The organism is Rhizobacter sp. P2_H3 (assembly GCF_056403355.1).
Genome location: NZ_JBFUFQ010000024.1, coordinates 36,721 through 48,341, shown reverse-complemented (window position 1 = coordinate 48,341; position 11,621 = coordinate 36,721). Strand labels below are relative to the sequence as shown.

General features: G+C 69.2%; 10 protein-coding genes and 1 pseudogene. 6 read left to right on the top strand and 5 right to left on the bottom strand.

The annotated features are described in order from the left end of the window. Window positions 1-334 (top strand): hypothetical protein (locus AC1D1T_RS07520; RefSeq protein WP_477991712.1); only part of this gene is annotated, 334 nt, incomplete at its 5' end. A gap of 143 nt (window positions 335-477) precedes the next feature. Here the strand turns inward: AC1D1T_RS07520 and AC1D1T_RS07515 are convergent. Further along, window positions 478-1,353, bottom strand: coding sequence for a helix-turn-helix transcriptional regulator (locus tag AC1D1T_RS07515; protein ID WP_477825237.1), 876 nt, complete (start codon window positions 1,351-1,353; stop codon window positions 478-480). Between the two features lie 124 nt (window positions 1,354-1,477). Here AC1D1T_RS07515 and AC1D1T_RS07510 point away from each other — a divergent pair, with 124 nt between their 5' ends. Beyond that, entirely contained in the window at window positions 1,478-3,706 is a 2,229-nt protein-coding gene (locus AC1D1T_RS07510) for a hypothetical protein (protein ID WP_477991711.1), read from the top strand. 6 nt (window positions 3,707-3,712) lie between these two features. Here AC1D1T_RS07510 and AC1D1T_RS07505 read toward each other — a convergent pair whose 3' ends face one another. Further along, window positions 3,713-4,147 (bottom strand): VOC family protein, encoded by a 435-nt coding sequence (locus AC1D1T_RS07505; RefSeq protein ID WP_477991710.1) that lies wholly within the window; start codon window positions 4,145-4,147, stop codon window positions 3,713-3,715. 57 nt (window positions 4,148-4,204) lie between these two features. On the opposite strand from AC1D1T_RS07505, the gene AC1D1T_RS07500 reads away from it, so the two are divergent. Both AC1D1T_RS07500 and AC1D1T_RS07495 read left to right on the top strand, forming a co-directional pair. Beyond that, window positions 4,205-4,579, top strand: a complete 375-nt coding sequence (locus AC1D1T_RS07500) for a GFA family protein (protein ID WP_477841666.1) — start codon at window positions 4,205-4,207, stop codon at window positions 4,577-4,579. Window positions 4,580-4,750: 171 nt separating this feature from the next. Then, window positions 4,751-6,400 (top strand): lectin, encoded by a 1,650-nt coding sequence (locus tag AC1D1T_RS07495; protein ID WP_477991709.1) that lies wholly within the window; start codon window positions 4,751-4,753, stop codon window positions 6,398-6,400. Window positions 6,401-6,409: 9 nt separating this feature from the next. On the opposite strand, the gene AC1D1T_RS07490 is transcribed toward AC1D1T_RS07495, so the two are convergent. Further along, complete coding sequence (locus AC1D1T_RS07490) at window positions 6,410-7,285, bottom strand: LysR family transcriptional regulator (protein ID WP_465112023.1); 876 nt, start codon at window positions 7,283-7,285, stop codon at window positions 6,410-6,412. A 103-nt stretch (window positions 7,286-7,388) separates the two neighbouring features. Between AC1D1T_RS07490 and AC1D1T_RS07485 the strand changes: the two genes are divergently transcribed. Further along, on the top strand, window positions 7,389-8,327 hold the full coding sequence (locus AC1D1T_RS07485; RefSeq protein WP_477991708.1) for an NADP-dependent oxidoreductase: 939 nt from the start codon (window positions 7,389-7,391) through the stop codon (window positions 8,325-8,327). Between the two features lie 41 nt (window positions 8,328-8,368). Then, entirely contained in the window at window positions 8,369-9,238 is an 870-nt protein-coding gene (locus AC1D1T_RS07480) for an NmrA/HSCARG family protein (RefSeq protein ID WP_477825243.1), read from the top strand. A gap of 130 nt (window positions 9,239-9,368) precedes the next feature. Here AC1D1T_RS07480 and AC1D1T_RS07475 read toward each other — a convergent pair whose 3' ends face one another. Both AC1D1T_RS07475 and AC1D1T_RS07470 read right to left on the bottom strand, forming a co-directional pair. Next, window positions 9,369-11,216, bottom strand: a complete 1,848-nt coding sequence (locus AC1D1T_RS07475) for an aspartyl protease family protein (RefSeq protein WP_082004530.1) — start codon at window positions 11,214-11,216, stop codon at window positions 9,369-9,371. 163 nt (window positions 11,217-11,379) lie between these two features. Beyond that, a pseudogene (locus AC1D1T_RS07470) lies at window positions 11,380-11,507 on the bottom strand (SDR family NAD(P)-dependent oxidoreductase); the annotation flags it as partial. Between the last annotated feature and the right edge of the window lie 114 nt (window positions 11,508-11,621).

Here is an 11,621-nt window from a genome sequence, read left to right as displayed (position 1 = left end):
GCCGGTGCCGGTGCCGGTGCCGGTGCCGGTGCCGGTGCGGGTGCGGGTGCGGGTGCCGGAGCAGGACTCGGGGCCGGGGCCGGGGCCGGCGTGGGTGCTGGTGCTGGTGCTGGTGCTGGTGCTGGTGCTGGTGCAGGAGCCGGAGCGGGTGTGGGCGCTGGCGCTGGCGCTGGCGCTGGCGCGGGTGCGGGTGCGGGCGCGGGTGCTGGTGCGGGCGCCGGGGTCGGTGCCGGAGATGGCGCAGGAGCGGGCGCATTGCCCACCGGCGGCGCCGGCGTGTCGCCCGACGATCCGCCGCAAGCGGTCAAGCACAACGACATCAGCAAGCTGCTGATCCCATGCAAACGGGCGGTTCCCTTTTTCATCTTGTTCTCTCGCAGTCTCACGTCAGGCCGGAAGGCCGCGCGATTCTGGGATGGGGCTGCCGCCCAGTGTTGACCGCCCCGTGACGGAGATGCGCCCGTTTGCAACCAAACGTCAGGCGCCCGGCGCCCCGTCGAGGAGCCTCCTGTCGCCCCGCCGGAACTGCCCCGGCGAGCAGCCCACGTCCCGCTGGAACGTGCGGGTGAAGTTCGACAGGTCCGACCAGCCGGATTCGTAGGCGATCGAGGTCACCGGCTGTTGCGTGTCCCGCAGCAGGTCGATCGCACGCAGCAGGCGCACGCGCATCAGGTACTGGTGCGGCGTGACGCCGATCGAGCGCTTGAAGACGCGCATCAGGTGGAAGGTGCTCAGCCCGACGGCGGCAGCCACGTCGTCCAGCGTCAGCAGCTCCGCAGCGCGGCGCTCGATGCAGTGCGCGGCGGCCAGCGCCCGCTCGTCCTGCCGAGACACGGCCGCCGGTGCCGCACCCTCGTGCAGCGAACCCTGCACGATGCCGATCACCTGCAGCGCCGCTTCTTCGAGCGCGAAGCCCTCGATGCCGTCGTCCGCCAGCGATCCCAGCAGCGCGGACACCCGCGGCGACGGCGGCAAGGCCGCGCGGCCGAAGCGCGCAGGCAAGCCCGGCAGGCGGAGCGCAGCGGATGCGTCGTCGAAGGCCCGCGCCGAGACCGACAGCACCACGCAATCGTCGCCGGTGCCGTCGCTTTCCTCGTGCGAGCAGACGTAGCCCTCGCCCGGGTTGCCGAGCATCAGCCAGCCGGGGCTGAGCACTGCGCGACCGGCGCGCGTGCGGTAGCCCAGGAAGCCGCGTTCGACGAGCGTGACCGAGAACGCCCGGTGCTCCTCGTCACGGGGCCGCTCGCCGGCACCCGCGCGGCACGCGCAGCGAATCAGGTGCAGCCCGCACGCGCCGCGCAGCGGGCGGTAGTCGCGGTCGGCGGCGGGGCCTTCGGACGGAGCAGCAGGCATGGCGTGCCGGGTGGTGGAGTGGCTGCAATTCTAGGAGCCGGGGGCGGGCGACAGCAGTTTTTGCCAAGTCGGCTGCGCGTGCAGTGCCTACGCTGGCAGCTCCTCCATCAATCCACACCGAACGATGAACACCCGACTGCATTGCGCCCTGGCCTGCCTCGCCGCCGCGATGGGCATGGCGCCGGCCGCCCAGGCGGCAGACCACCTCGACACGCCCACCGTGATCGCCGACCCGGCAGCCGACATCGGCGACCTCTACGCCTGGACTTCCGCCGACGGCCGGCGGCTGAACCTGGTGATGGACATCGTCGGCCGCCAGTTCTCCGACCAGGTCCAGTACGTGTTCCACGTCGACAGCGGCCCGCGCTTCGGCAGCACGACCAGCAGCACGACGATCCTGTGCCGCTTCAACGTCGCGAACGCGGCCGAATGCTGGGCGGGCGATCCTGGCGACATCCGCGACGAGCTGCGCGGCGATGCCAGCCGGGCCGAGGGCCTCGAAGGCCGCCACAAGCGCTTCAGGGTGTTCGCCGGGCTGCGCGACGACCCGTACTTCAACAACGTGAAGGGCACGCGCGCCGCGCTGAACCTTGCGGCCGATGCGATCCAGAAAGGCAAGGCGCCGAAGGATGCCGCCGGCTGCTTCGCGTTCGACGCCGAGACCTCCGCGCAGGTGTTCGCGCAGTGGCGCCAGACCCAGGGCGAGCCGGCGAAGAATTTCCTGGCCGGATGGAAAACCTCGGCGCTGGTCGTTTCGGTGGACCTGTCGGTCGTGAACCAGGGCGGCCCGCTGCTGGCGGTCTGGGGGCGGACCTACCGGCAACGGCCCGCACCGGGCCGCCCGCTGCTGGGCAAGCCGATCGATCGCATGGGGCGCGCGCTGACCGGCAATGCGCTGCTGCACACCATCGGCTCGAGCGACGACGCGGACGCGATGAAGGAGGAGTACAACCGCGCCGACCCGGTGGACTGGCAGAAGTTCGCGCCCGAGATCGGCCGCAACCTGGCGCTGTACGACAGCTTCGACGGCATCCTCGGCAACCAGTGGCTGGCCGCGCGCGGCGACGACACGCCGGCGCGCTACCAGCCGCTGGCAAGGCTGCTGGCCGACGACAGGCTGTGGGTGGACTCGCGGGTCTCGACCTGCACCCGCTACCTGGCGGTGGAGTCGGCGGCCGAGGGCGCACCGGTCAACGACTGCGGCGGCCGCACGCCGAACTACAACGTCAACGGCGTGTTCCGCTCGCTGCTGATCCGCGGCACGCCGGACACCGTCGACGACGGGGTCGACCACGACGACAAGCGGCATTCGACGACCGTGTTCCCGTTCCTGGCGGCGACGACCGACGGCGCGATCGCCATCGCCAACCTCGACCACCTGATCGCGCAGGCCGCGGGGGATGCGGGCATCGACGAGCTGCTGTTGCTGCGCTCGCGAACGCTGGCCGACTACGCGGCGCTGGACCGCGTCGTCGACCTCGCAGAACGGAATGTGCACACCGCCGACGACCTGCTCCGCCGGTCACGCAGCCGTGCGGCGGTGCATCGCTTCGCGGATGCGCTGGCCGACGTGGAGGCCGCGGCGCGGGCTGGCGCCGAGGGCGAGAAGGTGGCGTCCCAGCGCGCGTCGATCCTGGTCGCGGTAGGGCGGGCGCACGACGCGATCGCGCCACTGGAGTCGAACGTGGCGAGGCGCCCCGGCTTCGCATCGCACAGCGCACTGGCCACCGCGTATGCCGCCGTGGGCCGCCTGGACGAGGCCGACCGCCTGTACGCCGCCGCGCTCGACGAGCTCGACACGACCTCGCCGTTCCCCCATGCATGGACCTGGTTCATGCGCGGCCGGATGTGGGCCGAGCAAGGCGATGACCCGGTGCGCGGCGAGGCCATGTATGCGCAGGCCGTGCGACATCTGCCGGCCTTCGTCGTGGCGAACATCCACCTCGCCGAGCTGGAGGTGAGGCGTGGCGACGAGCCGGCGGCGACGGCGCGGCTCGAGCGCCTGACGCAGCACACCGATGAACCTGAGGCCCTGGCTTTGCTCGGGCAACTGCACGTCCGCGCCGGGCACCGCACTCGCGGCGAGCGCGAGATCGAGCGGGCGAGGCGTGGCTTCGAGGCGCTGTTGTCGAGGCATCCGCTCGCCTTTGCCGATCACGCGGCCGAGTTCTACCTGGGTGCAGGCGACGCCCCGGAGCAGGCCTGGGCGCTGGCGCAGCAGAACCTTGCGGCGCGGCCGACGCGTCGGGCCTATCTGCTCGCGATCCACGCGGCGCGCGCCACGCACCGGGATGCCGATGCAACGGCCTTGGAGGCGCGGATGAAGGCCGCATTCCGGGCTGGCGCCGCGTGATGCAGCTCAGTCGCCTTCGCCGAGGTACTCGCCGCCCCACGCGGCCGGATCGACATCCGCCACCGATTCGGAGAAGGTCCAGACATGGCCGAAGGGATCGGCCACCGTGAACTGGCGCTCGCCATAGACGTGCGTCTGGGGCGGCCCGATCACCGTGGCCCCGTGGGCGCACGCGGCTTCGAACAGCGCGTCCACGCCATGCACCCGCACCACCACGGAAGCCGAGGTGGCCTCGGCGGACGGCCCGCGCGCCGCCACCACCACCGCGCCCTGCCCCGCCGGCGCATTCAGCTGGACCCGATGCGATCCGATCCGCAGGCGCTCGGTGAAGCCGAAGGCCTTGCACAGCCATTCAGTGGCCTCGGGAACGCTGGGGTACGGCAGCACCGGAATGACGGCCGCAGCGGGCATCGACTTGTTGCTCGGCAACGTGCTTGACATGGCGAGTCCTTGCAAGGTTTGATCGTCCGTGTGGATTGGACAGGATGAGGCTCGACCATGAAAGCATTTTCGGGAAGCTGCCTGTGCGGGCAAGTGCGGGTGTCCGTGCGGGGCGAACCACTGCGCGTCGGCATCTGCCACTGCACCGACTGCCGGCAGGAAAGCGGTTCGGCCTTCACCTTCTATGGCATCTGGCCGACCCCGCAGTTCGAGCACGCCGGCGACACGGCCCACTTCAAGGGGCGATATTTCTGCACGCGATGCGGGTCGCGGCTGTTCTCCGTCGACGAGCAAGAGGCCGAGATCAAGCTCGGCCTGCTGTCGCAGGCCCCCACCCCGCTGGTGCCGAGCTACGAGCTCTGGGTCAAGCGCCGCGAGCCATGGCTGCGGCCGGTCGACGGCGCCGAGCAGTTCGACGAGGACCGCACCTGAACCCCGCTGCACCGCGATTTGGAAACATCGCGTGACGACAGGCGCGCAGGCGCAGAGTGGAACCGTATCCACTTTCGCCCATACATCGCGTTGCAACGGACGCACACGCACACAGATCTGAACAGGTCGGCTGCCTAGGATCCGCCCGCACCCTTCAGACCTGGAGCCCACGTGACACTCACCCGCCGCACTTTCCTCGGATCCGCCGCCGCCGGCGCCGCCTCCGGCGCCCTGCCCTTCGCCACCGGAGCGGCCCATGCCGCGAGCCCCGTCGGCGACGTGGTCGGCAAGATCACCGTCGGCTACCAGGGCTGGTTCGCCTGCGCGGGCGATGGCGCGCCGATCCGCGGCTGGTGGCACTGGTCCAACGACTGGGGCCGCCCGCCGTCGCCGTCGAACAAGGCCATCAGCGCGTGGCCCGACATGCGCGACTACGCCGCCGGCTACCGCAGCGACTACGGCAACCTGAACAACGGCTCGCCCGCCACGCTGTTCTCGTCGTACGACCAATCCACCGTCAACACGCACTTCCTGTGGATGCAGCAGAACGGCTGCGACACCGCCGCACTGCAGCGCTTCAACCCGAACGGCGGCGAAGGCGCCACGCGCGATGCGATGGCGACCAAGGTGCGCACTGCCGCCGAGGCGACCGGGCGCAAGTTCTACATCATGTACGACGTGAGCGGCTGGGCGAACATGCAGCCGGAGATCAAGGCCGACTGGACCAACAAGATGGCGGCGCTGGTCGCCTCGCCCGCCTACGCGAAGCAGAACGGCCGCCCGGTGGTGGGCATCTGGGGCTTCGGCTTCAACGACGACAACCACCCGTGGCCGGCGGCAGCCTGCCTCGACGTCATCAACTGGTTCAAGGCCCAGGGCTGCTACGTGATGGGCGGCGTGCCCACCTGGTGGCGCAACGGCAACAGCGATTCGCGTGCCGGCTACCTCGACGTGTACCACGCCTTCAACATGATCTCGCCGTGGATGGTGGGGCGCATCGGCGATGCCGCCGGCTCCGACTGGTTCTACGCCAATGCCAACCAGCAGGACCAGGCCGATTGCAATGCACACGGCATCGACTACCAGCCGTGCGTGCTGCCGGGCGACCTGGGCGCGCGCCAGCGGGCCCATGGCGACTTCATGTGGCGGCAGTTCTACAACATGGTGCGGGTGGGCGCGCAGGGCATCTACATCTCGATGTTCGACGAGTACAACGAGGGCAACCAGATCGCCAAGACCGCCGAGACCACGGCCTTCCTGCCGTCGAACTCCGGCATGCTCGCGCTCGACGAAGACGGCACGCCCTGCTCGTCCGACTACTACCTGCGCCTCACCGCCGACGGCGGCCGCATGCTGAAGCGCCAGATCGCGCTCACGCCCACCCGCCCGACGCAGCCGGTGGCCGGCGGCACGACGCCGGTCACCGGCCGGGTCGTCAGCCTGCGGGCACGCGTCAACAACGCCTATGTGTGCGCGGAGAACGCGGGCGACGGCGCCTTGATCGCCAACCGCGCGGCCATCGGCGGCTGGGAGCAGTTCGACCTGCTGGATGCCGGCGGCGGCAACGTGGCGCTGCGCTCGCATGCGAACGGCAAGCTCGTCACCGCCGACAACGCCGGCAACTCGCAGCTGATCGCCAACCGCACGGCCATCGGCCTGTGGGAGACCTTCCAGCTGATCCGCAACCCGAACGGCAGCGTCACGCTGCGGGCGCTGGTCAACAACCGCTACGTGACGGCCGAGAGCGCGGGCGCCGCACCGCTGATCGCCAACCGGACGGCGATCGGGCCGTGGGAGCAGTTCGACCTGATCGGCGGGTGATCACCCCCCTCACCCCATCAGCACCAGCGATTCCTCCGGGTACCGGTTGCACATGAACTCCACGAACGCCCGGACCTTCGGCGCAGGCAGTCGCCTCGATGTGTGCAGGACCCACAGCGCGACCTCCACGCCCGAGACCGTCCCCCACTGAACCAGCTCCCCGCGGGTCAGCTGGTTCCATGCGATGGACTGCGGGATGAGGGCTGCGCCGGCGCCGGCGACGGCCGCGTCGCGGACCATCAGGAACGAGGACAGCCTCAGCTTCGGGATGGGGTCCAGGACCAGCCGTCCGTCGTCGAGCTTCCAATGGGTCGGCTGGAAGCTTGAGGACACGATGCCGGGAACGGCCCTGACCGCACCCGGGCCAGGCATCGGCACCGAGGGAGCGGCCACGACGACCAGCCGGTCCTTCGCGAAGCACCGCCCCACCAGGCTGCTGTCCGGGCTCGGGTTGATGCGAATGGCGACATCGAACTGCTCCTCGACCAGGTCGACCAGGCGGTCCTCGGCCACCACCTCGCACGTGACCTCCGGGTAGGCCGCGCAGAACTCCGCGCTGATCCGCCCCATCGCCAGTTGCGAGAACAGCACGGGCGAGGCGACACGCAGGCGTCCGCGCGGCATGGCCACCCCCTCCCGGGCCGCGGTCATGGCTTCGGCCACCTCGTGGATCGGCCCTTCGGTTCGAGCCATCAACAGCTCGCCGGCTTCGGTGAGCTTCAGCCCCCGGGCGCTGCGCTCGATGAGCCGCACGCCGAGTTGCTCCTCCAGGTCCGAGATGCGCCGGGACAAGGTCGCCTTCGATTTGCCGCTGGCGCGACTCGCCTTGCCCAACCCCCCGTTCGTCGCGACAAGCGCGAAGTCGGCCAGTGCGTTCAGATCCATGGTGTTCCATATTTGAAACGGTGTATCTACATTCTGGCGTCTTCGTTTTATCAGTGCAACGGTCTATCTTCTCGTCATCGCAACCTGATACGAGGAACTTCAAATGAGCACCACTCGACAACGCGCCGTACTGATCCGGGCCTATGGAGGCGCCAGCGCCGCCGAGGTGGCCGAGATCGCCAGCCCGCAAGCCGGACGCGGCGAGGTCCTGGTCCGGGTCCGGGCCGCCGGCGTGAACGGCATCGATTGGAAGGTCCGCGAGGGCTACGTCCGGGACGCCTTCCCGCTCCAACTGCCGGCCGTGCTGGGCATCGAACTGGCGGGCGTGGTCGAGGCCGTCGGCCCCGGCGCCTCCCGCTTTCGTGTCGGCGATCGCGTCATGGGAGCGCCGGGCAGGCTCGGCGCCTACGCCGATGTCGTGGCGGTCGACGAAGGCAACCTGGCTCGCACGCCGGCAGGCCTCGACGATGTCCAGGCGGCCGCCATTCCCGTGGCAGCCGTGGCGGCCTGGCAGAGCCTGCATCACGCGGGTCCGATCCGCCCCGGCCAGCGCATCCTGATCCACGGCGCGGCGGGTGGGCTCGGCGGCCACGCCGTGCAGTACGCGAAACGGGCGGGGGCCGAGGTCTTCGCGACCGCTGCCACCGCCCACGTCGAGTACGTGCGCGGTCTCGGGGCGGACCACGTCATCGACCACCAGACCCAGCGCTTCGAGGACATCGCCCGGGACATCGACCTGGTGCTCGACTACGTCGGAGGCGAGGTCCTCGATCGCTCGTGGCAGGTCCTGGCGGAGAACGGCGCCATCGTCGGCACCTCGTCCCCCGACATCCTGGCGCGCACCCCGGCGGGCCGCCGCGGCCTGTGGTTCATGAACAAGCCGGACGCTGCGCTGCTGGAAACGCTGGCGGCCGATGTCGCCGCCGGCACGCTGAAGTCGCCGGTCAGCGAGGTGGTCGGCTTCAAYGACCTCCCTGCGGCCATCGAACGCAATCGCACCACCTCGCGCACCGGCAAGGTCGTGGCGGACTTCTCCCGCTGATCCCTCTGAACCACCCGATCCATCATTCCCTGGAGATTCACATGAGCATCCTCGTCACCGGTGCCACCGGCACCATCGGTTCCCTCATCGTTCAACGCCTGGCCGGCGCCGGCGCCAGCGTCAAGGCCCTCGTTCGCCAGCCGGGCAAGCGCAGCTTCCCCGCAGGCGTCACCGAAGTGGTCGGCGACCTGACCGACGTGCCCTCGATGCGCGCCGCGCTGTCGTCGGTGCGAACGCTGTTCCTGCTGAATGCCGTCACGCCCGATGAGGTGACGCAAGCCCTCATCGCGCTGAACCTGGCGCGCGAGGCCGGCATCGAGCGCGTCGTCTACCTGTCGGTGATCCACGCCGACCAGTACACCAACGTGCCCCACTTCACGAGCAAGTACACGGTCGAGCGCATGATCGACAGCCTCGACATGCCGGCGACCATCCTGCGTCCGGCCTACTTCATGCAGAACGAGGGCACGGTCCGGCAGGTGATCGAGGGCTACGGCGTCTACCCGATGCCGATCGGCACGGCCGGCGTCTCGATGATCGATGCGCGCGACATCGCCGACCTCGCCGTCGCCGAGCTGTTGCGCCGTGACGGGGCGCCTGCACCGCTCCCGCGCGTGACGCTGGACCTGGTCGGCCCGCAGGCGCTGACGGGCACTTCCGCGGCAAAGGCCTGGAGCACCGCCCTCGGTCGCGAAATCGCCTACGGCGGCGACGACGTGGCCGCCTTCGAAGGGCAGATGGCGTCGTTCGGCCCGGCCTGGCTGGCCTACGACATGCGCCTGATGATGGCCGGCATCCAGAAGCTGGGCATGCGGGGCGAAGACGGCGCGGTGGATCGCCTGCAGGCGATCCTGGGACGCCCGCTGCGCACCTACGCCGCCTTCGTGGCGGAGTCCGTCGCCGCAGCCTAGAGTGCCTGCTGGAGCTCGGCCTCGGCCAGCTCCAGCCGGTACGGCTCCGGCCCGACGCCGGCACGGTCTCGCCGGCGTGCGCCATGACCTCGTCGAGGCTCAGGCACAGGCGCGGATCGGGCGGTGATCCTCACGACCCCGAAACCCCAGGCGGCGCCACGTCGTCCACGAAATCGAAGCCCTCCGTGCGCGCGTCCTTGTCGATCGAGGGTTTCAGCTTGCGGGCCGCTGCCAGATCCTGCTGTCCGGCGGTGCTGTCGTTCAGACGCAGCTTCGCCAGACCTCGTCCGTACAGCGAAAAGGGCAGCGCCTGCACCTTGATCGCGCCATCGAAGGCCGCCTTGGCCTTTGCCGCATCTCCCAGGCGCAAGTAGGTCCAGCCGAGGCTGTCGCGATATGCCGCCGACCCCTCATCCAGGTCCACCGCCTGTTTGCAATCCTGCAGGGCCAGCGTCAATTCCATGTTGAGCCGCGTGCGCATCCAGCAGCGGCTGTTGAGAACGCTGGCGAGGCGCGCGTCTCTTTGGTGGGTATTCACCCAGAGATCGAATTGCCGCAGAGCCTGCGGGGCTTGGGAAAGCACGGCGTGCAACTCTGCCATGTCCGCACGCAGGGCAGAGGATGGCGGCAAAACCTCGTCGAGTTGTGCAAGATCAGCCTGCGCGCCCGATAGATTGTCGAGCGCCACTCTCCCCCAGGCGCGGCGGAAGCGCGCCTCGTTCAGCTGGGGATCAAGTCGCAAGGCCTCGTCCAGATCGGCGAGCGCGGCCTGTGACTTGCGCATCATCAGATGCAGCCGCGCCCGGGCATACAGGTAGTCGGCCACCTCGGGTGCCAACTCGCAGGCTCGGTTCAGGTCTTCCAGGGCACGCGTGTAGTTCCCCGCCGCCATGGCAGCGGATCCCCGACGCGCCAAGGCATCGGCATCGTCCTTCCCGACATCTTTCGGCAGTGCTGCATAACGAGCGTCGTACTCGCCCGGGGCCGCTCGAGCGAACGCGAACGGGGCGACGCCATTCCAGGTGGCGTAGACCTTGTCCTGCAGGCGTGAGACATAGATGCGGTGCGACAGAAAATAGTCCAGCCCCAACAGCATGCCCTGCTCCGAATCGTCGGCATCGTCGATCTCCAGGCGGGTGTTGACGATCTTCTCCCCGCCCAGTTCGAACAACGCGACGGGGCCTGCCCACGACTTCACGCGGCCTTCCCCCGCACCGCCGACGCGCCCCAGAGGCGTCAGGCTGCCCTCGTCGATGCCGGCGCGGCGGGCAGCCGCCAGCGTCAACGACGTATGTGGCGCTCCGGTGTCCATCAGCGCCATCGTGCGCTTGCCGTTGATGCTGACTGCCACACGGATGGCCGTGTCCCTGTCATGCCGGGTCGTCCCAAGCGGTGCTTCGATCACCGGGGCCTCGCCGGCCCAATGGGCGAAGTTGGTCTCGGCACACGCACCCTTCGGAAAACTCAGGCGCACGATGCCGTGCGCCAGGTCGTACTCGGTGTCCGCCATCGACAGAATGTTGCGGCCCAGAATCCCCATGATGCCGGCGCCCAACTCGTTGCCACCGACGATGAATTCCACGTTGTTCAATTCAGCCCCGAGCAGTCCCAGGGTTTGAACGCGTGTCAGCTTCGCATGGATGCGCCCCGTGTAGCCCTCGATGCGCATGCCATACGGCAGACTGCGCAACGACAGATTCAGCTGTGTCGCGGTGGACTCGCTGAGCATGCTGAAGAAGGCGCCACTGTCCACCAGCATCGGCACCTCGGTCCCGTTGAGGGTCAGGATTGCAATCGGGCGCTGGTCGACCACGCGCACCGGGATCTCCATCTGCTTGAGATCGCAGCCGGCCCAAGTCGACGATGCCGCCAGCAAGGCCGGCACTGCCACCAGTGCCGACGACACCCGGCACAACAGGAGCCGGCAACCGCCGGACACACCCACGCCAATTCGCAGCAAGCGACGACGCCATTGCATCAATATTTCCCCCTCGGTGCTCGTGTTGATCTGGCAAGGCCGCCGCTCGCAGACACAAGAACGGCAGAGGTTTCCTCGACCTGATCTGGAATCAAGTCGAGTATGTCCGCCCCCGCGAGGTTCACATTCTCTCCAACGTCAACTGCGGCTGCATACGGCGCTCCATCACGTGCACGTCGAGCACCAGCCTGAAGTCGTCGAGCGACATCTTCGCGAGCTCCTGTCGCGCAGGATGCCGGCGTTGCTCACCAGGATGTCGATGCGCCCCCAGCGGGTCACCGCCGGGTGCACGGTCGGGAACGGACCAGTCTTTGTTCGACGAGGCGGGGACTCAATGGCGGGCGGACACATCGGCGGGGCATCGGCGATGTGCGTGGGGGCCATCGTGGAAACCCTGGGGGCGGA

Excerpts from the sequence above, each read along its gene's own strand:
- AC1D1T_RS07490 (WP_465112023.1), bottom strand. The coding sequence starts at position 7,285 with ATGGATCTGAACGCACTGGCCGACTTCGCGCTTGTCGCGACGAACGGG.
- AC1D1T_RS07500 (WP_477841666.1), top strand. The coding sequence starts at position 4,205 with ATGAAAGCATTTTCGGGAAGCTGCCTGTGCGGGCAAGTGCGGGTGTCC.
- AC1D1T_RS07480 (WP_477825243.1), top strand. The coding sequence starts at position 8,369 with ATGAGCATCCTCGTCACCGGTGCCACCGGCACCATCGGTTCCCTCATC.
- AC1D1T_RS07475 (WP_082004530.1), bottom strand. The coding sequence starts at position 11,216 with ATGCAATGGCGTCGTCGCTTGCTGCGAATTGGCGTGGGTGTGTCCGGC.
- AC1D1T_RS07515 (WP_477825237.1), bottom strand. The coding sequence starts at position 1,353 with ATGCCTGCTGCTCCGTCCGAAGGCCCCGCCGCCGACCGCGACTACCGC.
- AC1D1T_RS07505 (WP_477991710.1), bottom strand. The coding sequence starts at position 4,147 with ATGTCAAGCACGTTGCCGAGCAACAAGTCGATGCCCGCTGCGGCCGTC.
- AC1D1T_RS07510 (WP_477991711.1), top strand. The coding sequence starts at position 1,478 with ATGAACACCCGACTGCATTGCGCCCTGGCCTGCCTCGCCGCCGCGATG.